The organism is Ancylobacter sp. (assembly GCF_965249975.1).
In the GTDB taxonomy this organism is placed as follows: Bacteria; Pseudomonadota; Alphaproteobacteria; order Rhizobiales; family Xanthobacteraceae; genus Ancylobacter.
The window spans coordinates 514188-538383 of record NZ_CBDFNE010000004.1; the positions used below are offsets into that span (position 1 = coordinate 514188).

Below are 24196 nucleotides of genomic sequence, written 5' to 3' on the forward strand. Positions count from 1 at the left end.
GATTGCATTTGACCGCTATAATAGATATAGAAGTCGAACGCAATCTAAATGGAGATCAGCCATGCGTGTCAGTCGCACCCAGGCGGAAGAGAACCGGCAGGCGGTGATCAATGTGGCGAGCCGGCTCTTTCGCGAGCACGGTTTTGACGGCATTGGGCTCAAAGACCTGATGGCTGGCGCCGGCATGACGCAGGGCGCCTTCTACAAGCAGTTCGAATCCAAGGAGGATCTGGTCGTGCAGGCCTCCCGGCGGGCCCTGGAGGAGGCGCTCGGCCGCTGGTCCACCGCCGCCGCCTCGCGACCCGATGAGCCGCTCGCCGCCGTGGTTCAGTTCTATCTCAGCGAGGGGCATTGCGCCGAAAGGGCGGAAGGCTGTCCGGTCGTCGCCCTCGGCTCGGATGCGGCCCGGCAGGGACCGGATGTGCGGACCTCGTTTGAAGGCGGATTTAAGGAGTATCTCGCTCTGGTCGGCGGCTGGATCGGCGAGGCTGACGCCAAGGGCTCGGAGGGCGGCCAGGCAAATAGCAAGGCCATGGCTGTTCTCGCCACCATGGTCGGCGCCGTGCTGCTCGCGCGCGCCGTCAACGACAAGGAGATGTCGAGGCAGTTCCTGCGGGCCGCGGCCGACAGCGTGATGGCCCAGACCACCGCGATGACTGCTGTTGCAAAGCCACGGCAATGACGGTGTCGTTTGCACCTTCTCAACACGCCAGAGCCTGAATGGCTGCGCGGCTTTTCACCTCCATCGAATTGCGCCACCTGCGCTATTTCGTGGCGGCCGCCGAGCACGGAAGCTTCCGAAAAGCCGGAGTGGCGCTTGAGGTAAAGGAATCATCCATCAGCCGGAGCGTGCGTGACCTCGAAGACGAGATCGGCGTCTCGCTGTTCATCCGGCACTCAAGCGGGGTGAACCTTACTCTGGCGGGGCAGCGCTTTCTGAACCGCACGCGTCAGGCGCTCGATCAAATCCGCGAGGCGACGGTGGAAGCGGCTGCGCTCGGGCGGGCCGAGGAAGGCCACCTGAAAATTGGCCTGTTCTCGAACCTGTCCTCCGGCTTTCTGCGCGACCTGTTCCAGACCTATGACAGCCGCTACGCGGGTGTTCACATCGACTTTGTCGAAGCGCCGGCTGAAACTCAAGCGGCCGCGATACGGCGGTTTGATCTCGACGCCGCATTCGTGCTGGGCCGGCAAAGCTGGCCGGACTGTGATGCGATCTCCGCGTGGAGCGAACCACTCCTGTTCGCGCTGCCGCGGCTTCATCCTCTGGTCCAAAGGGATGTGCTGTCCTGGCGAGATCTCGCGGATGAAACCTTTCTGGTCCGAACCGAGGGCTCCGGCAATGAGGTGCGGGGCTTCCTTGAACGCAAATTCCGGGAACTCGACATCTCGCCGCGCATCAGCACGCAGCAAGTCGCGCGCTATAGCCTTCTGGGTCTCGTCGCCACGGGGCGTGGGATCGTCCCTGTGCTGGAATCCGAGGCGGTGATCAGCCTGCCGGAAGTGGTGTACCGGCCGCTCGCCGGCGAGGTGATCCCGTTCTCGGTGATCTATTCGCCAAAGAACGACAACCCGGCGGTGCGCACCTTGCTCAGCCTCACACGGAAGATGGCCCAGGCGCGGTCTGCGACGCGCTGATCCTCGCGGCGCTGCCAGTCTCGCGGCGCGCCTTGGCGAACTCACGATCCGTGGCGATGAAACGCTCCAGCATGGGCACGATAAGCTTCACGGGGTCTGGTGCAGGCTGACCGGTTTCCCGAGCGAGCACTTCGGCATAGGCGACAAGATCGCGGTGCAGCGCGCCGGGTAGGGAGAGCGCCACCTTCACCAGCTTGTCGTTCGGGATGGGGCCGAGTTTCAGCTTCGCCATGGTCAGTACCTGTAGGGTTCGAGCACGAGGTCGCGGGTGACCATGACCCGCACCGGGAACCCCGGCCGGATGGTCAGGGTGGGCGTGACCTGCAACTGCCGGCGGATGATCTCCTGGCCGGCATCGTTGATGGTGTCCTGCGCGCCGCTTTGGAGCGCCTGGATCAGTTCATCCTCATCATCCATGGCGAGTTCGGCGCTGACGGAGAGCAGCGTCGAGAGGCCGATCGCCTTGGCGAGATCCCACCAGTGCATGTCGACGCCGTCCTCGAGGCCGGCATAGCCCCGCGCATCCGTGCCGGGCTGGCGCTCCAGCACAATGGAGCGGCCATTGGGGAAGATCAGCCGGTTCCAGACCAGCAGGATGCGGCGCTGACTGAGCCCGACGCCATTGTCGTACTGGCCTAGCAGGCGTGTGCCCTGCGGGATGATCAGGATGCGGCCGGTCGGACTGTCATAGACGTTCTCGGTGACCTGGGCGGTGATCTGGCCGGGCAAGTCGGAGCGGATGCCGGTGATCAGCGCGGCGGGGATGACGGCGCCGGCCTGCAGAACATAGGGCGACGCCGGCGCCATGACCCGATCGGACGCGACCACACGTCGATCGACAGTGGCATTGAGGAAGGCGAGTTGGCGATCCTGGGTCGAGGGCGCGCCACCGGGTCCGGCAGCGCCAAGGCCGCTGAAGCCGGAAGCACCCGTCACTGACGACGCCGGCGCGCGAGCCTGCGCAGCCTGGAAGAACACACGGCTGGTGCGCGCGGCTTCCTGTTCGGCGAGACGGCGCTGCTGCTCGGGATCGACCTGTGGCGCGGTCATTGTCGGCGGCACGAAGGGCTGGCCGCGGTTCTGCGCATCAAGGATCGGCCGGCCGAGATCGCCCGGCAGCGGTGGACCGAGGATCGGCCCGGTGTAGTCCCGCGGCAGGCCGGCAAGACCATCTGCGGTGGAGCGGTTCTGGGTGGAGTAGAGCTCCTCGCCGCCGGTGCCCTTGTCGCGACCCTGCAGCGCATAGATCAGGGCGCCACCTATGCCGAGGCTGACGACCAGCCCGGCGCCAGCGAGGACCTTGCGCGAGAGGCGCGTGACGCGCGGCGGCTCGGGACGCAGCCGCATGGCGGCGGCGTGATCGACGGCCGGAGCGCCGAGATCCGCCTCGAGGTCATGATTGTCCAGATTGCTCATGATGCAGGCCTCCCGTCCGTGCGCTCGATCCGCACCTTCTGTGGACGCTCACCGCCGCCGAGGCGGAGCTCGGCCGCACCGAACAGCCGGTCGACGATCAGGATGTTCTGGTGGATACGGCTGTTGACTATCTGCGCTTCCCCGTCCGCCCCAATGACGAAGAGCGGCGGCATCTCGCCCTGAATGACCCCGCGCGGGAACTCGACATAGACCTTGCGCCCGTCGTCATAGACGGCCATCGGCCGCCAGGGCGGCGTGTCGCCGGTGAGCGCATAGCGGTAATTGCGGGCCATAGAGGCCGGGATAATTGGCGTCGGCGGAGCACTGGGGCGCTGCGCTCCCGGAACCTGCGGATAGGCCCAGGCGACGGCCGGCATGTAGGGCTTCTCGCCGGCGCGCAGCTCGATCATGTAGCTGCGCCGGTCGGTGGTGATGACCAGATTGGTGGTAATGTCCGCTCGTGTCGGCTTCACCAGCACATGCACGCGCCGGCTTGCACCTTCGCCGCTTTCGGTGTCGCCGATGATCCAGCGGGCGGTGTCGCCCGCCGCTATGGGGCCGGCGCTGGTCAGGCTCTCGCCCGGCTCCAGCGCGATATTGGTGATCTGGCCGGGCGCGGCATAGACCTGATAGAGCGCGCCTTCGCTCCACGGGTAGATCTGGATGGCGTTGTAATAGCCCTCGCGGCGCGGCTCGACCCGCGCGGCGGCATTGGCGTTCTCGACGCGGTCAACCGGGGTTTTCGCATCCGTGCCGCCCTTGGCCGGCGTCCATGCGGGAGGCGTATGGAGCGGGCGCGGCCGCTCATCGGTGACGACGGCTGGCACCGCAGGCATGGCCGGCACGTCACTGTCATAGCTGATCTTCGGCGGCTTCGGAGCCGAGGCGCAGCCGCCCAACATCGTCGCCGAGAGCAGAAGAACCGCAAAGGCGGATCGGCGCAGAGCCTGAGATGCGGGTTTACGGAAAGACGTGTTCACTGGCTCATCTCCCGCGACCAACTGATGGCGTTGACATAGATGCCGAGCGGATTGGTGCGCAGGCGCTCGGCATCGCGCGGCGGCTGAATCACCAGGGTCAGGATCGCGCTCCAGCGCTCGGTGGCGGCAAGCTGACCGTTCTCATAGCGTCGTTCGACCCAGGCGACGCGGAAGGAATCCGGCGAGGCTCGGATCACGCTGGAGACCTCGACGGCGATCTGCTGCTTGCCCACCCGCGTGAAGGGATCGTTGGCGCGGGCATAGTCGTTCAGAGCGGCGGCGCCGCGATCGGTGGTGAATTCATAGGCCCTGAGCCAGTTCTGCCGCACGATGACGGGATCAGCCGGCAGGCTGCGAACCTGCTCGATGAAGCGGGCAAGATGCCAGGCGATCTGCGGATCGGTCGGACGATAATCGCCGGTGGCTGGCCCTACGGCCTGTGTCTGGCCGAGGCGATCGACCTCGACCACCCAGGGCACGGCGGTGCCCCGCGTCGACTGCCAGATCAGCACTGATGCAAAGCCGGCCGAGAGGAACAGGCTACTAAGCGCCATCAGCCGCCAGTTCTTGGCCTGCACACGGGCCGAACCGATGCGCTCGTCCCAGACCTGGGCCGCCTTCTGATAGGGCGTGACCGGCTCAGGCGAGGTGCCGTAATGGGTCGCGGGTCGCTTGAAGAGGCTCATGAGCGGTCGCTCTCAGACAGGGAGACGGAAGAGCCGCCGGTATGGCTGTCACCGGAGCGCACAGCATGGGCGGCGGCGGAGATGCCATGGCGAAGCGACTGGCCGCGCTTCATGCGCTTGGCCCAATCGGGGATCTCGCCGGCCGAGGAAGCCGAGGCGGTACCGCCGACCGCATTCGCGAGCGGTAAGATGGCGGCGGAGCCCGCAGCCCGCGCGACGCCACCCAGTCCCGAGGCGACACCCGCCATGCCGGACTGGCCTGCCGCGCCGATGCTGTAGGCCGTCGCTCCACCTCGCGCAGCAGCCGCCGTCGCGGAGAGCGCCGCCCCACCGCCTCGGACGGCGAGGCTGGCCGCACCGCCGGCGGCCATCAGCGCGCCACCGGCGGCGAGGCCCGTGCCGACCGCGGCCCCCGCGCTCAGCTGCGGGCCGCCGGAGACAAGGCCCGCGGCAATGCCAGGGCCGAAGATGCCGAGGCCGAGCAGGGAAAGGGCAGCCAGCACGATGGCCATGGCGTCATCGATGGTGGGCGTCTGTCCCCCAAACCCCGCGGTGAACTGGCCAAACAGGGTGGAGCCGATGCCGATGATGACCGCGAGCACCATTACCTTGATGCCGGAGGAGACGACGTTCCCCAACACCCGCTCGGCCATGAAGGCGGTTTTGCCGAACAGGCCGAAGGGGATCAGCACGAAGCCGGCGAGCGTCGTCAGCTTGAACTCGATCAAGGTGACGAAGAGCTGGACCGCGAGAATGAAAAAGGAGAGCAGCACCAGCGCCCATGCAAACAGCAGGCAGGCGATCTGGATGAAGTTCTCGAAGAAGGCGACCCAGCCCATCAGATCGGAGATGGAGTCGAGCAAGGGACGGCCGGCATCGAGCCCGGTCTGCGCCACCTTGCCCGGGCGCATGAGGTCGCTGACGGAAAATGCTGTTCCTGAGCCCTTCAGCCCAAGCCCGGCAAAGCTCTCGAAGACGATACGGGCGAGGTTGTTCCAGTTGCCGATGATGTAGGCGAAGACGCCGACAAACAGGGTCCTCTTGATGAGCCGGGCGATGATGTCGTCATCAGCGCCCCACGACCAAAACAGCGCCACCAGCGTCACGTCGATGACGATGAGCGTGGTGGCGATGAAGGCGACCTCGCCGCCGAGCAGGCCGAAGCCGCTGTCGATATAGGAGGTGAAGACCCCAAGGAAAGTGTCGATGACGCCGGTGCCACCCATCTCAGTGGCCCTCATTCGACGCGGGACGCCTGAGGAACCGGTCGCGCGTCTGCGCCCAGATCTTCAGGCAAGGGGCGTCCTGCGCGGCAGCTTCTCCGAGCTGCTGACAGCGGCGCTGCTCATCGCGCAGAGGATCGCGCGCGGCCTCGACCGTCCGAATGGGTGAAGGCTCCGGCACCTTCTCCTCCCGGCTCATCTCCAGGACCGCCGCCGTGCCGGCGATGGCCACAAAGATCACCGCGCCGAGCCGGGCCAGCATGGCTGCGTCCATGTCGGCCTCCCTCAGTTGCGGAACATGCGAGCATTGCCGGCCTGATAGCCGGCGCCCGGGGTGAGGAAGCGCCGGCGCTGCTCGCGTCCCTGCTCGGCGGCGGTCGCGCGTTCCGCCTCGAACAGCGCCTCGGCGCGCCCATTGGCGGACATCACCGCGATCAGGTCGGAGAGCTGCTGCGACTGCAGCGCGAGCAACTGGTTGCCGGCCTGCGTCGCCTGAAGCGCGCCCTTGGCGCCTTGGCTTTGGCCGACGAGGGTCGCCATCTCGGCCTTGTTGGCGTCGACATTGCCGACGACGCCCGCCTGCACCCGCAGCGCGTCCTGCAGACCGCCGACCGTGGTCTGCCAGCGCGAGCGCGCACCGGCGACGAGTTCGGCATCGGAGGCCGAGAGCGGGATGCTGCCGTAGCGCTGCTGGAAGGCCTGGTCGATCTGGCCGACATCGAAGGCAATGCTCTGCGCCTGTCCCAGAAGCTGCTGGGTGCGCTGGACCGATTGCTGGATCTGCTGCAACGAGGAATGCGGCAGGCTGGCGAGATTACGCGACTGGTTGATCAGCATCTGCGCTTCGTTCTGCAGCGAGGTGATCTGATTGTTGATCTGCTCCAGCGCGCGGGCGGCCGAGATCATGTTCTCCGCGTAGTTCCACGGGTCATGGACCGTGAGGGCCTGCGCGGACGGGGACAGCACGGGTGCGAGGGCGAGCGGCGCGGTCAGCAGCGCGACGGCGACGGTGAGCGCGCGCGAACGGAACAACGTCATAGCTGCGTCTCCAGATTGGCGAGGTTGGGGATGAGGTCCGCGGCCCAGCCGAGGCCGCAATGACGCAGCCAGGCGTCCAGAAAGCCGTCGCGGCCATGCGCGGCGAAGACCTTGTCGATGGCCTGCTGATCGGTCTTGGATGACGCGGCGCACAGTGCCATTGCGACGTCGGACAGGCCGAGCTCGAACAGCCGGTTGCCGCGCCGCGACTGGCAATAGTAGTCGCGCTTCGGGGTCGCCCGCGCGAGGATCTCGATCTGCCGATCGTTCAGGCCGAAGCGGCGATAGATGGCGGTGATCTGCGGCTCGATGGCCCGCTCATTTGGCAGCAGGAGCCGGGTTGGGCAGCTCTCGATGATGGCGGGTGCGATCGCCGAGCCATCTATGTCGGAGAGCGACTGCGTGGCGAAAATGACGCTGGCGTTCTTCTTGCGCAGCGTCTTCAGCCATTGGCGCAGCTGGCCCGCGAAGGCCTCGTCATCCAGCGCCAGCCAGCCTTCATCGATGATGATGAGGGTCGGTGATCCGTCGAGCCGGTCCTCGATCCGATGGAACAGATAGGCCAGAACCGCCGGCGCGGCCTCCGTGCCAATCAATCCCTCGGTCTCAAAGGCTTGGACCGTGGCCGCGCCCAGATGCTCGCTCTCGTCGTCGAGCAGCCGGCCCCAGGCGCCACCGATGCAATAGGGGCGCAGTGCCTGCTTCAGGTCGTTGGACTGCAGGAGGACGCAGAGACCTGTCAGGGTCCGCTCTTCAACCGGCGCGGAGGCCAGCGAGGTTAGGGCCGTCCAGATATGTTCCTTCACCTGCGGCGTGATGGGAACACCTTCGCGGGTGAGGACGGCGTTCAGCCAATCGGCGGCCCAAGCGCGCTCCGCGGCTTCATCGATGCGCGCCAGCGGCTGGAGCGCGACAGTCTCAGCGCTCCCGTCGCTGAACTCGCCACCGAGATCGTGCCAGTCCGCTCCACAAGCCAGCGCCGCCACCCGGATCGACCCGCCGAAATCAAAGGCAAACACCTGCGCACCGGCGTAGCGCCGAAATTGCAACGCCATCAGCGCCAGCAGCACCGACTTGCCCGCGCCGGTCGGGCCGACGACGAGGGTGTGGCCGATATCGCCGACATGGAGGCAGAACCGGAATGGGGTCGAGCCCTCGGTCTTGCCGAACAGCAGCGGCGGTGCATCAAAATGCGCGTCGGCACTGTCGCCGGCCCACACCGCTGACAGCGGGATCATATGAGCGAGATTGAGCGTCGAGATCGGCGGCTGGCGGACATTGGCATAGACGTGGCCGGGCAAGCTGCCGAGCCAGGCATCGACGGCATTGATGGTCTCGGTCATCACCGTGAAGTCGCGACCCTGGATGACCTTCTCGACCCGACGCAGTTTCTCGTCGGCGATGCGCGGATCGGCATCCCACACGGTCACTGTCGCGGTGACATAGGCGATGCCGGCATGTTCTGCGCCAAGCTCCTGCAGCGCGAGGTCGGCATCTTCAGCCTTGTTCGCGGCATCGGTGTCCACGAGGACGGAGGCCTCGCTGGTCATCACCTCTTTCAGGATCGCCGCGATGGATTTGCGCTTGGCGAACCACTGGCGGCGGATCCTGGTCAGCAGCCGGACCGCATCCGTCTTGTCGAGCAGGATCGCCCGTGTGGACCAGCGATAGGGAAAGGCCAGCCGGTTCAGTTCATCTAGCAGTCCGGGCGTCGTCACCGTGGGAAAGCCGGTGATGGTCAGCACCCGCAAATGCTGATCGCCAAGCCGTGGCTCCAGCCCACCGGTGAGCGGCTGATCGGCAAGCAGGGCGTCAAGATAGATCGGCGTCTCCGGCACTCGAACACGGTGCCGGTGCGTCGAGACGCAGCTGTGCAGGTAGGTCAGCGTTTCGCCGTCATCAAGCCAGCGGCATTCCGGCATGAAGGCGTCGATAAGGTTGAGGAGCCGATCGGAGCGGTCGGCGAAGCCGCGCAATGTCTCATGGGGATCGAGACCCGCCGTGTCCCGCCCTTCATAGAGCCAGCCTTCGGAGCGCGCGGCATCCTCGGCCGGCGGCAGGAAGGTGAAGGTGAGGAAATAGCTCGACTCGAAATGGCTGCCGGCCTCTTCGAAATCGGCCCGCCGCTCGGCGTCCACCAAAGCGGAAGCGGCATCCGGGAAAGTGCTCGCCGGATAGGTCCCTGCAGTATGGCGCTGTGCCTCGACGAAGATCGCCCATCCCGAGCCGAGGCGACGGAAGGCGTTGTTCAGCCGCCCGGCGACCGCGACCAGCTCGGCGGGCACAGCACTGTCCAAGTCTGGCCCGCGAAAACGTGCCGTGCGCTGGAACGAGCCTTCCTTGTTCAGCACGATGCCGGGAGAGACCAGCGCCGCCCAGGGCAGGAAATCGGCAAGGCGGCGGTTGCGGTTACGATACTCGGCGAGGTTCATCATCATGGCACCTCGCTCAGACTGAGAGGTGCGCGGGGATGCGCAAATGGCGGCGCACCACCTCGACGCAAAGCGGGTCGCGCTTCGCTGCCCACACCGCCGCGACATGGCCGATCATCCCGATGGCGAGGCCGACCAGCCACAGGCGCAGGCCGAGACCCACGGCCCCGGCAAGCGTGCCATTGACGATGGCGATGACGCGCGGCGCGCCGCCGAGCAGGATCGGCTCGGTCAGCGCCCGGTGGACCGGAACGTTGAAGCCGGGGACGTCGATCGGCTCCGCCATCAGACAAGCGCTCCGCCGCCGAAGGAGAAGAAGGACAGGAAGAAGCTCGATGCGGCAAAGGCGATCGACAGGCCGAACACGATCTGGATCAGCCGGCGGAAGCCGCCCGACGTGTCGCCGAAGGCCAGCGCAAGCCCGGTCGAGATGATGACAATGACGGCGATGATCTTGGCGACGGGGCCTTCGATCGACTGAAGGATGGACTGCAGCGGCGCCTCCCACGGCATGGAGGAACCAGAGGCATAAGCGCTGGCCGTGGCCATCAGGCTGATGCAGGCGGCAAACGCGGCCAACCGGGCGGCGCTGCCAGCGCGATGGAGCGATCGGATCATGTGGGATCTCCGGTGAAAGCAGGGGTGATGCGGTAGTCGCCATCGGGGCCAAGGCCCTCGACACGCACGAGTTCGGTGAGCCGGCGCGCCGCGCCGCGCCCCGAGAGCACGGCCACGAGATTGATGGTCTCGGCGATCAGCGGGCGCGGGACGGTGACGACGGCTTCCTGAATGAGCTGCTCCATCCGGCGCAGCGCGCCGATGGCGCTGCCGGCATGGATGGTGCCGATGCCGCCGGGATGGCCAGTGCCCCAGGCCTTCAGGAGGTCCAGCGCCTCTGCGCCGCGCACCTCGCCGATGGGGATCCGGTCGGGCCGCAGGCGCAGCGCCGAGCGCACAAGGTCGGACAGCGAAGCGACGCCGTCCTTGGTGCGCAGGGCGACGAGGTTCGGCGCCGCACATTGCAGCTCGCGCGTATCCTCGATCAGAACAACGCGATCGGAGGTCTTCGCGACCTCGGCGAGTAGCGCGTTGGTGAGCGTCGTCTTCCCGGTCGATGTGCCGCCTGCAACCAGGATGTTGGCGCGAGAGGCGACACCCTGGCGCAAAGCGCCGGCCTGTGCGGTGGACATGATCCCGGCGCGGACATAGTCCTCGAGCGTAAAGACCGCGACGGCGGGCTTGCGGATGGCGAATGTCGGTGCCGCGACGACCGGCGGCAGCAGGCCCTCGAACCGTTCTGCCGTCTCGGGCAGTTCGGCCGAAACGCGCGGAGCTCCGGCATGCACCTCGGCGCCGACATGATGCGCGACGAGCCGCACGATGCGCTCGCCGTCAGCGGGCAAGAGCCGCTCACTTGTGTCGGATAGTCCCTCCGAGAGACGGTCGATCCACAGCCGCCCGTCCGGGTTCAGCATCACCTCGACGACGGAGGGGTCTTCCAAGTGCCGGGCGATGGCCTTCCCGAGCGCCGTGCGCAGCATCCGCGCACCGCGGGCAATACCCTGATGATGTGCTGCCATCCAGACCCCGACAATGCCGGGGTCCTGACGATCTCATCCCGGTCGGGGATGATTAAAAGAGCCCGATATTGGGCCGGTTCAACAGGATTCCCTACGCATCGCAGCGTGGCGTGCAATGACAGGCGAACGGCGGAGTTGCGCCATAGGCCGAGGTTCGCCGCGGCTGCAGCGAACGGCCGGTTTTGGGGCCGACAGCAGTCTGCCAGCTTTCGGCTGCAGCCGTGTCCATAGCTGCCCTTCCGCAGCCGACCCCATCGTGGTCGTTCGAGGCATTTGGACCGTTTTCCAGAAACAGCGGTTCAAGGGAGCCGGAAGCTGACTGAGTGTTTTGAGATGAAAGACGAGATTAGCAGTCGCCGACCCGAGCAATAAGGGCCTTCGGTAGTTCGGATGACCTGATACGGCTGTTCTTGCTCGTGTGAGATCGACGTCGTAGATGCTCCTGGAGGGAGGGCATCATGCATATTGCAGTGACGGGGACGCATGGTAGTGGCAAGACGACATTTATCGACGACTTCACAGCCGTTCATCGCGATTTTGAGAGCGTGCCCGAGCCCTATTGGCTTCTTGAGCAGCAAGGCTTCGCATTTGTCAATGGAGCGACGACAGGTGATCTTGAAAAGCAGCTTGCCGAAAGCTGCAAGCTGATCTTGGATCATGCCGGTGGCCGGGACGTGATTTTCGATCGCTGTCCACTCGACTTTCTAGCCTATCTGGAGGTGGTCAGCGCTGGTGAGGGCTTTGAGTGGCTTCCGAGTGGCCGTGAACTGGCCAACGTTAGCAAAGCGCTCGCCATGCTCGATGCTGTGATTTTTGTCCCGCTCTCCTCTCCCGATGAGATCCCGGTCGAAATTGAACTTCCTCGATTGCGGAGTTGCGTCGACAGGCGCCTCAAAACCATGCTGCGCGAAGATGACCTGGGGCTATTGCACAACGGGCCACGTATTCTCGAGGTCGTGGGATCCCGGGCCCAACGTATGGCGATGGCAGGAGCGCTTTTTGGACCGACATAGACACTCAAACGTCCGCTTCGGCAGTTTTCTGGTCGCTAGCTGTCGCGTCGATCCACCACGCCAACGGCAGCTATCGCAATCAACTTCCCGAAAGCCGCCAGGCAGAAAACCACCCCAGCCGGTTATCGCCGCGGGAGATCCCCATCACTAGGTGACCGACTCATAACTTCGCAGCCAGATGCGGATTGAAGCGAGTTGGATTGACGCGAGAAAGTTGTCGTCTCGCTTGTCGTAGCGGGTGGCGACGGCCCTGAAATGTTTGAGTTTGTTGAAGAAGCGCTCGACGGCGTTGCGCTGGCGGTAGACCCAGGCGCTGAAGGCGAAGGTTTTGACCCTGTTGTGCATGGCGCGGACATTGGCCCATGCTCCGCGCCCGTTCATCTCTTCGCGCAAGGCGTCGCTGTCGTAAGCCCTATCGGCGAGAAGGATGTTTCCCGGCCCGACGGTGTCCAGCATGTCGGCGGCCGAGCGCCCATCGTGAGCCTGGCCTTCGGTCAGCTTGAGGCGGATCGGTCGGCCTTCAGCATCGACAAGGGCGTGGATCTTGGTGGTCAGGCCGCCACGCGAGCGACCCATGCAACGGGATCGCTCATCTTTTTTTGGCCGTTGGCGGCATGCTGGTGAACGCGGATCGACGAGGCGTCGATCATCTGGATATCGCCATCGTAAGCGGCTGAGACGGCTCGTAGAATTCGCGCCCAATGGCCCGCCTTGCGCCACCGGTTGAAGCGGTTGACGCACGTCGTATGCGGGCCATAGCGCGCCGGGATATCGGCCCAGGGCGCCCCAGTGCGCAGGCGCCAGAAGATGCCATTCAGAACGCGCCGGTCATCCGCCCGCGCGACCCCACGCACCTTCGTCGGCAGAAGCGGCTCGATCACCGACCACTCAAAATCCGTCAGATCAAAGCGGGCCATCTCTACCTCCAAGGCTGAGATCAGTGAATCAGAACACCAGCCCGCAGGGAATCCCGGTTATGGGTATGTGACCTAGCCGAACGGCGCAATCGGGGCCGGTGGCAGACTGTCCGCTGTTGGGGGCATCAAACGAGAAGCGGACATATCGCCGATGAATGTTCGAGGCCGAAACTGACCCTAAGCCGGCATCGATAAGGTCCGGTTTTGGTCGTTGCCGCGGGGTTTGTAGGTCGGGCGTGATGCGAGGCCATCGCCTGAATGGTCGGAGGCTGATTGGTGCCCTTATGTAAAACGAGAGAAAATAATTGCAGATCATCAAAAATTGATCATATCAAGGTCCTATTAGAAATAATCTAAACAATAACAAAAAATATTACAATATAGGACCAGGATATTGATTTCTGGTTTGATTGGCACCTAAGAACCGTCACCCTGTTGGGATGAGGCGGGTAGGTTCCCAATGCGCAGTAAGGATCGGTTGCGAGCACTTTTCGTCTCTGAGCGCTCGTCGGTGCTTGGGTTTTTCCGCCGTGCGACCGGCTCCTCTGCCATTGCGGAAGACCTGACGCAGGAGACCTTTCTGCGTCTCGCCGCAATCGATGTCGCCGCGCTGGCCAATCCATCGGCCTATCTGCGCCGGATTTCGTCCAATCTCATCGCCGACGTCAACCGCAGCCATGTCCGCCGCCGGCTGGCCGAGGCAGAGATCAACGACCTGCTCGATGTGCCGGATCCCGGCGCCGACCCCGAAGCCTTTCTGATCGCTCGGGACAGTGTCGACCGCGTGCTCAAAGCACTCGCCGAACTGCCGCAAAGGCGGCGCGACATCTTCCTGGCCTCGCGGCTCGAAAATGTGCCGCACCGCGAGCTTGCCGAGAGGTACGGGATCTCCACACGAACTGTCGATATCGAAATACGCAAGGCGCTCGAGTCCTGCGCCCAGTGCCTGCTGGATTAGGCTTCGCACCAATGGTCTCCCCGGTCTACCGGATATCGCCTATACAGGCCGGCGAGCTTCGCTTGGACGAGCGGTTTTTGGGCGCGATGGAATCGGGTGACGATACGGTGGGCGGTACGACCGGTGGCCGAAGGGAACTCGATGCCCTGCAGCACGAGGCCATCGGATGGGTGACCCGCCTCACCTCCGGCGAAGCGACGGTCGAGGATGCTCAGCAGCTCCAGGCCTGGCGTGGACGCAGCCGAGCGCATGAGGAGGCGTTTCGTCTCGCCAGCCAGACATGGCGTCACGCCGGCTTTGCAGTGAACGCCAATCTCCGCCGCCCGGCGCCGACCCGTCGGCTCTTGCTCGCTGGAGTTGGGACGGCGCTTGCCGCCGGCTGGGCCGGGGTTTCGCTCGGGCTGCTCCCCGGCTTCGACCAGATCATGTCGGACTACGCGACCGGGGTTGGCGAGCAGGCTAAGTTCGCCCTCCCGGACGGCTCCATGATTCATCTCGACGGCGCGACCGCGCTTGATGTCGAGCTGACCGAGGATTCGCGTACAGCGAAGCTGGTGAACGGCGCCGCCGCCTTCGACATCGCTGCCAGCGCCCTCCCTTTCCGTGTCACCGCCGGTCCCTGCGTGATTTCCGCCAACGATGCCGACTTTACGCTGACGGTCGGCTCGGGATCGATCCGCATCGAATGTACCCGTGGCAGTCTCGCCATTTCGGGTGACGTCACGGCCCGGCTCGATGCCGGCGAGCGAATCATCCTCGCCCCCGACCACCCGCCAGTGGCGGAGCCGATGAACCCGGCCCTTGCTGGCGCATGGCGGCGCGGGCTTCTGGTGTTCGAGAACCGTCCGCTCGCCGAAGTCGTCGACGACATCAACCGCCATCGCCGTGGCCGCGTCCTGCTGGCGCGACCGGGCCTCGGGAAACGGCGGGTGGACGGCGTTTTCCATCTCCAGCGCCCGGACGAGATCGTTGACAACCTCGTCGCCGCACTCGCGCTTACCGAGACGCGGCTTCCCGGAAACATCGTCATCCTGATCTGATTTTTTTCGCGGTGAGAGATTCGGATTCCTCGCGCGCCGTCGTCTTAACCTAACGGGGTGCCTCGACGCGCTCCTGGGGCTCAAGACGATGGGGATTACTGGACTATGAGCGCAATCAGCCTGACCGCGCGCTCGCGCCGATGCCGGCATGTGAGCCATCGCCAACATCTGCTTGCCGGCTGCGCGCTGATCGTTCTTGCAAGTATCGCGGCTGCCGGCCCCGGTGCCGCGCAGACCCAGGCTGCGGCGGCGCAGACCGCGGTCTACGCGATCCCCGCCGGCCCGGTCTCCGGCGCACTCGCCGCCTTCGGCGCGGCCAGTGGCGTACAGATCGTCTATGACAGCGCCGTCGCCCGCGGCCTCACCTCGCCCGGTGCGCGCGGTGCGCGCTCGGCCGAGCAGGCGCTGGCGGAGCTGCTCGCCGGCACCGGCCTCAACTGGCGTTTCACCTCGCCGCGCTCGGTGACGATCGAAGCGCCGGCCTCCAGCTCCACAGCCTCGGTCGTGGTCGGCGAGGACATGATCGAACTCGACGCCATCACCATTTCCGGCGAGAAGCTGACCCGCGACCTCGCCAATGTCTATTCCAGCGTTGGCGTCGTTACCGGCGAACAGTTCTTCGACTACGCGATCGAGGACTTGAACGGCGCGCTGAACAAGCTCGCCAACACCCGCGTTTCCGGCTCCAATCGCGGCTCCAGCGGCATCGTCATCCGTGGTCTGTCGTCCCAAGGCCTCACCTCGCCGACCAATTCCTCTCCCACCATCGCCTTGATCGTCGATGGTGCCTCGCAGAATGGCGAAGGTATTCAGCGCGGCAATCGCGGCACCTGGGACGTTGCCAATGTCGAGGTGTTCCGTGGGCCGCAATCAACCTTGCAGGGCCGCAACGCCATGGGCGGCGCGGTGGTGGTCAACACCAATGACCCGACCTGGCACTGGGAGGGTGCGGCCGAGTTCGACTATCTGGACTCGTCCGATTCCGGTTATCAAGGCAGTGGCGCGTTCATGCTGTCCGGTCCGCTGGCGGAGAACCAGCTAGCCTTCCGCGTCGCTGGCCAGTATCTGGAAGGTGATCGCGGGATCGCCTTCGCGGATCCCCTGAACGGGCCCCTGGACAATGACGAGTTCTCCAGCCTACGTGCCAAGGTACTGATCACGCCGGAACAGCTCGATGGCTTCGAGGCGCTGATCACCGTCAGCTACAATTCCGACAAGCCGGGCTTCCCGGTGGCATCAGGCCCGAACTTCTTCGATCGCCGCTTCAACAGCGACGTCTCGGCAGCGGAACTGCGATATACCGACGTCACGACCGTAATCGCCGACGTGTCGCAGCAGCTTTCGGAAGGCGTCAAGCTACGCTCGGTCACGGCCTATATCGAAACCGATGCCGACATTTCCAGCCTGCCGGGCTCGACATTGTATCTGCGCGACGAGCTGCGCGCGGGTGAGGACTTCACTGAAGATCTTCGCCTCGAACTCGAAGAGGGCGTCCGCCCGCTGAGCGGCGTGATCGGGTTCAACTATGGCCGGTTCAGCAACAAGCCGGACTCCGAAATCTCCGTAGCCGCTCCCGAATACGGCATCGTCGATCCGATCCTTTACCAGGAGCTGGACGCCCGCAATCTGATCACGTCCTATGCGGCTTACGCCGATCTGCGCTACGCGCTGGATGAACGTTGGACTTTGCTGTTCGGTGGCCGCCTCGGCTATGAAACGGTGGAGAATGAGGCAGATGGCCGGACTCTCAATCTGATCGAGACGATCATGACCGGAATCCCGGCTTATGAGTCCTCCAGTTACGACGCCGACGTCGGTTATCTCGTGGCGCTGCCCAAGATCGGCATCGCCTACGCGATCGATTCTAGGCAGACGGTAGCCTTCACGGTGAGCGAGGGCTTCCGCGCCGGCTTCACGGCGGTCGATGGCAGCGGCAATGTCTATGAGGTCGATCCCGAGAAGCTCTGGGCCTACGAGGTGGCCTATCGCTCAAAGTGGCTGGACGACAGGCTGGAGGTCAACGCCAACGGCTTCTACTACGAGTACAGCGACCTGCAGACCGACGTCGACGATCCCATCCTCGGCTATCCGCAGACCATCACTGCCAATGTGGGCAAGGCCCACGCTTATGGCGGCGAAATCGAGCTTCGCGCGCTGGTGACGCAGGAATTCACCGCCTTCGCTTCGGTGGGTCTACTCAAGACTGAATTCGACAGCGCCGTTCCGGCGGTGGGCATCGAGGTCGGAGGTGAATTCCCCGAAGCGCCGTCGGTGACCTTCAACGTTGGCGGCATCTACCGCCATGCCTCCGGCGTCTTTGTATCCGCTGATCTTGCCTATACCGATAGCTACTATTCCACAGCCGACGTCGCCAATACGGCGGATGAACAGGTCTCGGCCTTCACCATCGTCAATGCCGCGATTGGCTATGAGGCGAAGAACTGGTCGATGACTCTGTTCGCGAAAAACATATTCGACGAGGCGTATCTGACCGGGATCTCGGTGAGCGGCAGCTCATCCTCAGCAACCGTCGGCGACGGACGCATGATCGGCGTGCGTGCCCGGGCGACGTTCTGAACCTCGCCGGTGACAAGGCCAATGCCATGAGCGGATGGACAGACGACCGCGAGAACACCACCGCGGCGGCGCGAGAGCTTCGCGCCGCCTTCGGCGTCATGGCGCAGCATTGGCCCTTGCCGGAGGTGGAGATCGGGCCCATAGCGCCCGGCTTCATGCCCGTCCCGTCGCTGTTCGCCGACGACCGGTTTCTCGCCAAAATGCTGGCGCGCCAGCAGGCGGGCACGCCCGGCCTCGACGCCAAGGGCGCGGCGGCGTACTTCATCTCCGAATATGCCGGCGTGCTCGGCATTGCCGCCGCCTCGCCCTACCTGTCGCACGGGCTGGTCCCGGCGTTCGTCCCGGAGAACTGTGCGCTGGCCTTCGAACTGCCTGCCGAGGGCAGGCCGAGGGTGCGGCTGCGACTGCTCGACCCGCGCTGCGTGACTGATCGGGAGAGCAATTCCCGCCGCGGCTCAAGCTGCCGTCACGTCGATCGGGAAGGATTGCGCAGCGAGCTACACGAGGGGCTGGAGGCCCATATGGAGCCTTTGATCCATCGTCTGCGGGGGCGCACTGGCCTGCCTTGGCAGGCGATGTGGCGCCTTGTCTCGGATTCCGTCGCCGCCCGTTTTCTGGAAGCCGGCCGGCAGTTCGGATGTGAGGAGGAAGCTCAGGCCGAAGCGCTCGCCATCCTGAAGGCGCCCGGCTCGCCGCTCGCCAACCGACAGCTGCATTTCTTCGAGATCGTCATACGCGACGAGGCGAGCCCGGGCCGCATCGTTGCCCGCCGCAGCTTCCGCGCGCGCGGCGGCTGCTGCCGGTTCTACACGGCGCCGGGCGGATCTTACTGCTCGACCTGCGTACTGGTTACTCCGTACGAGCGCCGTCGACGCATTGAGGCGCAGATGCGGCACCGGCTCGGCCTGCCCGCGCTCGACGACACAGCCTCCGCCGATGCCGGACAGCCGAAAGACCTCTCCTCATGACAATTCGGGCCGCCCTTCTTGCCTGCTGGACCGCGCTCGTTCTCGCGGCCATTCCCGCCTATGCGCAGGGCGGCTGCGACGGCCGGCTGATCGACGACGCCGGCGTGCTGCATGCGCCGATCTGCGTGCCGAAGGATCCCGCCCGCATCGTGGTGCTGGACCCCACCTTCAGCCTCGGCATGGGGCTGGAGCTTGGCCTGCCGATCGTCGGGGCGCCGCTCAAGCTGATGAGCGACCGGATCCTTCGCGATGAGGCCGTGCGCCATGGCGTCGTCGATCTCGGCAGCTACTTCGAGCCGAACATCGAGCGGCTGGTCGCGCTCAAGCCCGATCTCATCATCGGCGTCTCCATGGCGGACAGCGCCTATCCGCTGCTCTCGCAGCTGGCGCCAACGTTGCTGATCTCAGCGGGGGACTGGAAGACCTTTCTGTCGCAGCTGGCCAAGGCCACCGGCCGCGAGCACAGGGCAGGGGATCTGCTCGCGGCCTATGAGGCCCGCGTAGCGAAGTTGAAGCCCCTCATTCCCGACCAACGGGTCTCGGTGGTGCGGATTACCTCTTGGGATTTCCAGGTCAATCTCGACGGGCCGAACACCTATGGCCCGTTCTTGGTGCTCCACGATGTCGGCGTGCGGCGGACCGATTATGAGACAGCGCAGGGCGACGCGACGCTGAAGCGGCCTGACTGGGAGGAACTGGCCAACCTCCAGGGCGACGTGCTGCTCTACATCGTCGGGGGCGCGAACAACTCAGACACCAATGGCCGGCACGAGGAAGTGACCGGCAATCCGCTTTGGCAGATGCTGCCGGCGGTGAAGGCTGGACGCGTCTACCGGGTGGATGCCGGCACCTGGATGGAGTTCAACGGAACAACCTCCGCGCATCGCGTGCTGGATGACATCGAGCGTCTGATCATTGCCAAACCCTGATGCCATCCTGCCGCGCCGCCGCAGGAACCGACGGGCGCTCGGCCTTGTGCTGCTCATTGCCCTGCTGCCGCCGCTGGCGTTGTGGGCCCTGACGGTAGGCAGTTCGCAGATCGCCCCCGGTGTGTGGCTTGACGCCCTGATGCACTCGAACGGCTCGCGCGAAAACATCGTGCTGCTGGACATACGCCTGCCCCGGATGCTGGCCGCACTTCTGGTCGGCGCACAGCTCGCGGTTGCCGGCGCCATCATGCAGGCGGTAACGGCTAATCCGCTGGCCTCCCCGGGTCTGCTCGGTATCAATGCCGGCGCCGCCTTCGCTGTCGTGCTGGCTCTCGCCTTCACCCGTATCGATGCCAGCGGCAGTCTGGTCTGGTTTGCATTCGGTGGAGCGGGTGTCGCGGGCGGCTGCGTCTATGCGCTGGGTTCGATAGGTCGCGGCGGAGCGACGCCACTGAAGCTTGCTCTGGCCGGCGCAGTGCTGACCGCATTCCTGACCTCGGTGACCACCAGCCTGCTGCTGCTGGACCAGGGCACGCTGGACAATCTGAGACTTTGGGCGGCCGGCAGCCTCACGGGGCGATCGCTGTCGACCGTGGCGGAGCTCGCACCCTATGGCCTTGCCGGGCTGGCATGCGCTCTTGCTGCCGCCGGCCCGATCATGACGCTGAGCCTCGGCGGCGACCTTGCCAGCACGGTCGGCCAGAACGTGGTGCGGTGGCGGCTGCTCGCGGGCCTGCTGGTGGTGGTGCTCGCGGGCTCCGCCGTGGCCCTTGCCGGGCCGGTCGGCTTCGTCGGCCTCGTGGTTCCCCACGCCGCGCGGCTGCTGGTGGGCGCCGACTACCGATGGATCATGGCCTACAGTGCCCCGCTCGGCGCGCTGCTGGTGCTTGTCGCCGATACCGGCATCCGCTGGCTCGTCGGCATCGACCTGCCGGTCGGCATCACCATGGCGCTGATCGGCTCCCCGGTCTTCATCGCGCTGGCGCGCCGGCGCAGCGGGATGATGCGATGAACCGCGGGCTCGCACTCCTCATTGTTCTGGTGGTGATCGTCGCGGCGCTGTCGCTGAGCTGGGGCGATAACGGGCTCGCGCCGCAGAACCTTCTCGCGGCGCTGCGGGGCGAGCCGATCGCCGCGATCATCGTCGGTACGGTTCGTGCGCCGCGTGTCGCGACCGCGCTGCTGGTGGGCGCCTGCCTCGGCGTCGCCGGCGCCATCACCCAGGCAGTGATGCGCAACCCGCTCGCCGAACCCGGCCTGCTCGGCATCAACAGCGGTGCAAGCCTCGGTGTCGCGCTGCTGGTGATCGGCGCGGAGGGAGCGATCGGCCATCTCATGCCGCTCGCCGGCTTTGCCGGGGCCGCGCTCGCTGCGACCGCGATCTACGCACTGGCCTGGCGAGGCGGCACATCCTCGATCCGGCTGATACTGGTCGGTATCGGCATCGGCGCGGCGACAGGCGCTGTGACCTCGCTCCTCACCGTGTTCGGCGACATCCGCGACGTCCAGCGGGCGCTCGCCTGGATGGCCGGCAGCATCTACAACGCCGATTGGGCGAAGCTCCGATGGCTAGCCGTGTGGTCGCTTCCGGCTCTTGCCATCACGTGGTGCCTCGCGCGCGATCTCGATCTGTCCGCCTTCGACGACGATGTCAGCGGCGCACTTGGCCTGCCGCTGCAGACGATGCGCGCCGTGCTGATCGCCCTGTGCACCCTGCTCGCCGGGGCATCGGTCGCAGCGGCAGGGCCAATCAGCTTTGTCGGCCTGCTGGCGCCGCAACTGGTCCGCGGCCTGTCCTCCCGCCACGCGATCCGCCTGCCGGCCGCCGCACTCTGCGGGGCCCTCCTGCTGGGCAGTGCCGATCTGGTAGGGCGGCTCGTGCAGTTGCCCGCAGGTCTGCTGACGCCGGTAATCGGCGTACCGTTTATCGGGCTCCTGTTATGGAGGCGAAGGAATGACTGAACCGACATCTCCGGTGCTGCTGCAGGCTCACGACGTCACCATCGGCTATGACGGCCGGAACATCGTGAACCACCTGTCGATCGGCATCGAGCGCGGCCGGTTCACCGCCCTGCTCGGCCCGAATGGCTGCGGAAAATCCACCTTGCTGCGCGCCCTTGCGGGGCTGCTTGCGCCCAGATCCGGAACGATCCGTCTGGAGGGGCAGCCGATCGCGCAGCTCTCGCGCAAGCAGCTGGCACGGCGACTGAGTTTTCTGCCCCAGATACCGCGTGCGCCGGATGACATCACGGTGCGCGATCTCGTGGAACAAGGCCGTTACCCGCATCGCCGGCCGCTTGCCCCGTGGTCGGCAGCCGACCGGGCGGCCTGCACCGAGGCGCTCGAACTTACGCACATGATGGCGCTGGCTTATCAGCCGCTCGCCGCGCTCTCCGGCGGGCAGCGCCAGCGTGCCTGGCTGGCGATGACGCTGGCGCAATCGGCCGACATCCTGCTGCTCGACGAGCCTACTACTTATCTCGACATGGCCCACCAGCTCGAATTGCTCGCGCTGTTGCGGCGGCTGGTCAACGAGCGCGGCAAGACGGTTCTCGCCGTTCTGCACGATATCAACCAGGCCGCGCAATTCGCCGACACGCTGGCTCTGCTGAGCAACGGCTCCATCGCCGGCCTGGGCCGCCCCGTCGATGTCGTAACCCCCGAGATCATTCGGACGGTGTTCCATGTCGACGGAATGGTGCTGCCCAATCCGATGGCGCCAGGACCGCTCTTCCTGCCGAGGACGGCGCTGACGATCATCGATGCCACGGGTGATGATGCTACGCTGAGCTAAGTGCCTGCGCCGAAACTGTGAGGGTAGGCGGCACGGCAGCCACCAGCACGACACGGTGCGCCGTCCGCTGCAACTTTCAGATCGCGGCCCGGTCCCCTTTTAGCCTGGGGCGGAGCTTGGACCGTGCGGGAGGCTGCTGTTGGCAGAAACGCGTGGCCGACACTCCGGTATGCGCAAGTCGGCCTGGCGAAAGTTGACCGCTTTGCCGGACGTCCCATCTATCCGGATTGAGACAGCCGCAGCAGACGGGTCGGGCACTGATGATTGCGTTCGAGAATACGTTCAGCTCGCTCCCAGCGAGCCTCTATTCGGTCGTGAACCCGACTGCGGTCCGACAGCCTCATCTGATCAGGCTAAATGACCGCCTGGTCGAGGAATTGGGCCTTGATGCGCAGTGGCTGCGGACCGCTGACGGGCTCGCGGCGCTATCAGGAAATGCGGTCGTAAGCGGGTCTCGTCCAATCGCATTCGCCTATGCCGGACATCAATTCGGAAATTTCGTTCCCCAGCTTGGGGACGGTCGGGCCATCCTGCTGGGAGAGGTTGTGGACCGGGATGGCGCGCGGCGCGACATCCAATTGAAAGGCGCAGGGCGTACGCCCCATTCGCGACGAGGCGATGGCCGCGCAGCCTTGGGACCGGTCCTGCGCGAGTACATCGTAAGCGAAGCGATGAACGCCTTCGGCGTCCCCACCACGCGCGCGCTGGCCGCGGTCGCCACCGGCGATCGGGTGCAGCGCGAGACCGGGCTTCCGGGGGCTGTTCTCACCCGCGTAGCCGCAAGCCACATTCGGGTGGGAACATTCCAGTATGCAGCCGCCCGCGGTGACGCCGAGGCTCTTCGCAGTTTGGCGGATTACGTTATTGCGCGGCATTTTCCCCAAGCGGGCGACGTGGACAACCGATATCTTGCGATGTTCGATCATGTGGTCCGCGCCCAGGCGAGCCTCATCGCGCACTGGATGTCGCTGGGCTTCATCCATGGCGTGATGAACACCGACAACATGGCGATTTCCGGCGAGACCATCGATTACGGCCCTTGTGCCTTTATGGATATCTACGATCCGGCAAAGGTATTCAGCTCGATCGATCAGTTCGGCCGCTACGCCTTCGGCAACCAGCCCCGCGTCGCAGCCTGGAACCTGGCGCGGTTGGCTGAAGCCCTGCTACCCCTGATCGACGAGAAGCAGGAGCGGGCGGTCACGCGGGTTCAGGAGGTGCTTGGCGGCTTCAGGGACATGTTCGAAGAGGCGCACCTGCGCCTTATGAGAATAAAGCTCGGGCTCAGTACCGAACATCCCGAGGACGCTCGGCTTGTCGGGGACCTTTTGGAGGCCATGCGCCACGATCAGGCGGACTTCACTCTGACGTTCCGAAGCTTGTCATCACTGCCCGCAGATGAGAACGGCCCCGGAAGGCTAACCGCCCTGTTCTCTGATCCGAAGCGCATCGTGGCTTGGTACGAGCGGTACACGGGGCGCCTGCTGCTGGATCCCGTCTCCTCGCAAGAGAGGAAGCAGGCGATGCTCCAGATCAATCCGCGTTTCATCCCGCGCAATCACCGGATCGAGTCCGTCATCCGCGCGGCCATGTATGAGAACGACTATGCGCCATTCCATGACCTCGTTCGCGTGCTGGCCACGCCGTTTCCCGACGAGCCCGTCGATGGAGGTTACGAACTGCCGCCTCGCCCCGATGAAGAAGTCCTGCAGACATTCTGTGGCACATGAAGCCACATCCCACATTAGTGTAGTAAATAGTGAATTGCTGGCATCGGCCTTCTTAGGTGAATGCTCTGATGGAGGTGTCACCGCCTTCAACTCGCAACACCCTCTAGCCTGCGGCAGAAGGGGAAGCCGCCACGACTCCGACGAGTGGCCGAGTTGGGGCCGTATCCGGACTGTCAGCTATCCGGTAGCCAGTGCCGTGTAGCTGCCCTTCTGGAACCGACCCCATCCCGGTCGTTCAGCGGCTCGTGAGTAGTCCCTGAAAGCTGCCAATCGTCTT

Annotated in this window: 24 protein-coding genes; 12 read left to right on the plus strand and 12 right to left on the minus strand. The window is 65.2% G+C overall.

Annotated features, from left to right (window positions below):
• Nucleotides 1-61: 61 nt before the first annotated feature.
• Together ACP2AH_RS06920 and ACP2AH_RS06925 are read left to right on the plus strand one after the other, a co-directional pair.
• Nucleotides 62-682, plus strand: a complete 621-nt coding sequence (locus ACP2AH_RS06920) for a TetR/AcrR family transcriptional regulator (RefSeq protein WP_425105122.1) — start codon at nt 62-64, stop codon at nt 680-682.
• A gap of 38 nt (nt 683-720) precedes the next feature.
• Nucleotides 721-1638, plus strand: a complete 918-nt coding sequence (locus tag ACP2AH_RS06925; RefSeq protein ID WP_425105123.1) for a LysR family transcriptional regulator — start codon at nt 721-723, stop codon at nt 1636-1638.
• Here ACP2AH_RS06925 and ACP2AH_RS06930 read toward each other — a convergent pair.
• The 11 genes from ACP2AH_RS06930 to trbB are packed head-to-tail and all read right to left on the minus strand — an operon-like array spanning nt 1598 to nt 10993.
• The gene (locus ACP2AH_RS06930) at nt 1598-1870 is read right to left on the minus strand and encodes a DUF2274 domain-containing protein (protein WP_425105124.1); all 273 of its coding nucleotides are present in this window, start codon (nt 1868-1870) and stop codon (nt 1598-1600) included. The two genes, ACP2AH_RS06925 and ACP2AH_RS06930, sit on opposite strands and share 41 nt — an antisense overlap.
• A gap of 2 nt (nt 1871-1872) precedes the next feature.
• Nucleotides 1873-3054, minus strand: coding sequence for a TrbI/VirB10 family protein (locus tag ACP2AH_RS06935; protein WP_425105125.1), 1182 nt, complete (start codon nt 3052-3054; stop codon nt 1873-1875).
• Nucleotides 3051-4034, minus strand: a complete 984-nt coding sequence (trbG, locus tag ACP2AH_RS06940) for a P-type conjugative transfer protein TrbG (protein WP_425105126.1) — start codon at nt 4032-4034, stop codon at nt 3051-3053. Before trbG ends, ACP2AH_RS06935 begins: the two co-directional genes overlap by 4 nt.
• Nucleotides 4031-4720, minus strand: a complete 690-nt coding sequence (trbF, locus tag ACP2AH_RS06945) for a conjugal transfer protein TrbF (RefSeq protein WP_425105127.1) — start codon at nt 4718-4720, stop codon at nt 4031-4033. Before trbF ends, trbG begins: the two co-directional genes overlap by 4 nt.
• A complete protein-coding gene (gene trbL, locus ACP2AH_RS06950; protein ID WP_425105128.1) occupies nt 4717-5946 on the minus strand; it encodes a P-type conjugative transfer protein TrbL in 1230 nt (409 codons plus the stop codon). The genes trbF and trbL overlap by 4 nt, the downstream gene beginning before the upstream one ends.
• Nucleotide 5947: 1 nt before the next feature.
• A complete protein-coding gene (gene trbK-alt / locus ACP2AH_RS06955; protein ID WP_425105129.1) occupies nt 5948-6217 on the minus strand; it encodes a putative entry exclusion protein TrbK-alt in 270 nt (89 codons plus the stop codon).
• Nucleotides 6218-6228: 11 nt separating this feature from the next.
• Nucleotides 6229-6981 (minus strand): P-type conjugative transfer protein TrbJ, encoded by a 753-nt coding sequence (trbJ, locus tag ACP2AH_RS06960; RefSeq protein WP_425105130.1) that lies wholly within the window; start codon nt 6979-6981, stop codon nt 6229-6231.
• The gene (trbE, locus tag ACP2AH_RS06965) at nt 6978-9416 is read right to left on the minus strand and encodes a conjugal transfer protein TrbE (RefSeq protein ID WP_425105372.1); all 2439 of its coding nucleotides are present in this window, start codon (nt 9414-9416) and stop codon (nt 6978-6980) included. The genes trbJ and trbE overlap by 4 nt, the downstream gene beginning before the upstream one ends.
• Nucleotides 9417-9429: 13 nt before the next feature.
• Entirely contained in the window at nt 9430-9699 is a 270-nt protein-coding gene (locus ACP2AH_RS06970; protein ID WP_425105131.1) for a VirB3 family type IV secretion system protein, read from the minus strand.
• Nucleotides 9699-10031 (minus strand): TrbC/VirB2 family protein, encoded by a 333-nt coding sequence (locus ACP2AH_RS06975; protein ID WP_425105132.1) that lies wholly within the window; start codon nt 10029-10031, stop codon nt 9699-9701. Before ACP2AH_RS06975 ends, ACP2AH_RS06970 begins: the two co-directional genes overlap by 1 nt.
• Nucleotides 10028-10993 carry a P-type conjugative transfer ATPase TrbB gene (trbB, locus tag ACP2AH_RS06980; RefSeq protein WP_425105133.1) on the minus strand — a complete coding sequence of 322 codons (966 nt, stop codon included), beginning with the start codon at nt 10991-10993 and terminating at the stop codon, nt 10028-10030. Before trbB ends, ACP2AH_RS06975 begins: the two co-directional genes overlap by 4 nt.
• Before the next feature lie 458 nt (nt 10994-11451).
• Here trbB and ACP2AH_RS06985 point away from each other — a divergent pair, with 458 nt between their 5' ends.
• Nucleotides 11452-12006 carry an AAA family ATPase gene (locus tag ACP2AH_RS06985; protein WP_425105134.1) on the plus strand — a complete coding sequence of 185 codons (555 nt, stop codon included), beginning with the start codon at nt 11452-11454 and terminating at the stop codon, nt 12004-12006.
• Between the two features lie 147 nt (nt 12007-12153).
• On the opposite strand, the gene ACP2AH_RS06990 is transcribed toward ACP2AH_RS06985, so the two are convergent.
• Nucleotides 12154-12923, minus strand: a protein-coding gene (locus tag ACP2AH_RS06990; RefSeq protein ID WP_425105101.1) for an IS5 family transposase whose coding sequence is annotated in 2 segments (ribosomal slippage) — nt 12154-12606 and nt 12609-12923 — 768 coding nt in all. Because the reading frame shifts where the segments join, the coding sequence is not laid out codon by codon here.
• Between the two features lie 460 nt (nt 12924-13383).
• On the opposite strand from ACP2AH_RS06990, the gene ACP2AH_RS06995 reads away from it, so the two are divergent.
• The 9 genes from ACP2AH_RS06995 to ACP2AH_RS07035 all read left to right on the plus strand — a co-directional run bounded on the left by ACP2AH_RS06995 (nt 13384) and on the right by ACP2AH_RS07035 (nt 23919).
• On the plus strand, nt 13384-13881 hold the full coding sequence (locus ACP2AH_RS06995) for an RNA polymerase sigma factor (protein ID WP_425105135.1): 498 nt from the start codon (nt 13384-13386) through the stop codon (nt 13879-13881).
• Between the two features lie 62 nt (nt 13882-13943).
• A complete protein-coding gene (locus ACP2AH_RS07000) occupies nt 13944-14921 on the plus strand; it encodes a FecR family protein (RefSeq protein WP_425105136.1) in 978 nt (325 codons plus the stop codon).
• A 105-nt stretch (nt 14922-15026) separates the two neighbouring features.
• Nucleotides 15027-17498: a TonB-dependent receptor domain-containing protein gene (locus ACP2AH_RS07005; protein WP_425105137.1), complete on the plus strand. Its 2472-nt coding sequence runs from the start codon at nt 15027-15029 to the stop codon at nt 17496-17498.
• 125 nt (nt 17499-17623) lie between these two features.
• On the plus strand, nt 17624-18466 hold the full coding sequence (locus ACP2AH_RS07010) for a (2Fe-2S)-binding protein (RefSeq protein WP_425105373.1): 843 nt from the start codon (nt 17624-17626) through the stop codon (nt 18464-18466).
• Nucleotides 18463-19395 carry an iron-siderophore ABC transporter substrate-binding protein gene (locus tag ACP2AH_RS07015; protein ID WP_425105138.1) on the plus strand — a complete coding sequence of 311 codons (933 nt, stop codon included), beginning with the start codon at nt 18463-18465 and terminating at the stop codon, nt 19393-19395. Before ACP2AH_RS07010 ends, ACP2AH_RS07015 begins: the two co-directional genes overlap by 4 nt.
• On the plus strand, nt 19382-20407 hold the full coding sequence (locus tag ACP2AH_RS07020) for a FecCD family ABC transporter permease (protein ID WP_425105139.1): 1026 nt from the start codon (nt 19382-19384) through the stop codon (nt 20405-20407). Before ACP2AH_RS07015 ends, ACP2AH_RS07020 begins: the two co-directional genes overlap by 14 nt.
• A complete protein-coding gene (locus ACP2AH_RS07025; protein WP_425105140.1) occupies nt 20404-21357 on the plus strand; it encodes a FecCD family ABC transporter permease in 954 nt (317 codons plus the stop codon). Before ACP2AH_RS07020 ends, ACP2AH_RS07025 begins: the two co-directional genes overlap by 4 nt.
• A gap of 13 nt (nt 21358-21370) precedes the next feature.
• Nucleotides 21371-22189, plus strand: a complete 819-nt coding sequence (locus ACP2AH_RS07030) for an ABC transporter ATP-binding protein (RefSeq protein WP_425105141.1) — start codon at nt 21371-21373, stop codon at nt 22187-22189.
• Nucleotides 22190-22449: 260 nt separating this feature from the next.
• Entirely contained in the window at nt 22450-23919 is a 1470-nt protein-coding gene (locus ACP2AH_RS07035; protein ID WP_425105142.1) for a protein adenylyltransferase SelO, read from the plus strand.
• Nucleotides 23920-24196 lie beyond the last annotated feature (277 nt).

Bases quoted from the DNA above. Each gene is read 5' to 3' on its own strand.
- ACP2AH_RS06975 (WP_425105132.1), bottom strand. From the start codon at position 10,031: ATGATCCGATCGCTCCATCGCGCTGGCAGCGCCGCCCGGTTGGCCGCG.
- ACP2AH_RS06985 (WP_425105134.1), top strand. From the start codon at position 11,452: ATGCATATTGCAGTGACGGGGACGCATGGTAGTGGCAAGACGACATTT.
- trbF (WP_425105127.1), bottom strand. From the start codon at position 4,720: ATGAGCCTCTTCAAGCGACCCGCGACCCATTACGGCACCTCGCCTGAG.
- ACP2AH_RS07025 (WP_425105140.1), top strand. From the start codon at position 20,404: ATGAACCGCGGGCTCGCACTCCTCATTGTTCTGGTGGTGATCGTCGCG.
- ACP2AH_RS06935 (WP_425105125.1), bottom strand. From the start codon at position 3,054: ATGAGCAATCTGGACAATCATGACCTCGAGGCGGATCTCGGCGCTCCG.
- ACP2AH_RS06995 (WP_425105135.1), top strand. From the start codon at position 13,384: ATGCGCAGTAAGGATCGGTTGCGAGCACTTTTCGTCTCTGAGCGCTCG.
- ACP2AH_RS07015 (WP_425105138.1), top strand. From the start codon at position 18,463: ATGACAATTCGGGCCGCCCTTCTTGCCTGCTGGACCGCGCTCGTTCTC.
- ACP2AH_RS06920 (WP_425105122.1), top strand. From the start codon at position 62: ATGCGTGTCAGTCGCACCCAGGCGGAAGAGAACCGGCAGGCGGTGATC.
- ACP2AH_RS06925 (WP_425105123.1), top strand. From the start codon at position 721: ATGGCTGCGCGGCTTTTCACCTCCATCGAATTGCGCCACCTGCGCTAT.
- ACP2AH_RS06970 (WP_425105131.1), bottom strand. From the start codon at position 9,699: ATGGCGGAGCCGATCGACGTCCCCGGCTTCAACGTTCCGGTCCACCGG.
- trbL (WP_425105128.1), bottom strand. From the start codon at position 5,946: ATGGGTGGCACCGGCGTCATCGACACTTTCCTTGGGGTCTTCACCTCC.
- trbB (WP_425105133.1), bottom strand. From the start codon at position 10,993: ATGGCAGCACATCATCAGGGTATTGCCCGCGGTGCGCGGATGCTGCGC.
- ACP2AH_RS06930 (WP_425105124.1), bottom strand. From the start codon at position 1,870: ATGGCGAAGCTGAAACTCGGCCCCATCCCGAACGACAAGCTGGTGAAG.
- ACP2AH_RS07035 (WP_425105142.1), top strand. From the start codon at position 22,450: ATGATTGCGTTCGAGAATACGTTCAGCTCGCTCCCAGCGAGCCTCTAT.
- trbK-alt (WP_425105129.1), bottom strand. From the start codon at position 6,217: ATGGACGCAGCCATGCTGGCCCGGCTCGGCGCGGTGATCTTTGTGGCC.
- trbJ (WP_425105130.1), bottom strand. From the start codon at position 6,981: ATGACGTTGTTCCGTTCGCGCGCGCTCACCGTCGCCGTCGCGCTGCTG.
- trbE (WP_425105372.1), bottom strand. From the start codon at position 9,416: ATGATGAACCTCGCCGAGTATCGTAACCGCAACCGCCGCCTTGCCGAT.
- ACP2AH_RS07005 (WP_425105137.1), top strand. From the start codon at position 15,027: ATGAGCGCAATCAGCCTGACCGCGCGCTCGCGCCGATGCCGGCATGTG.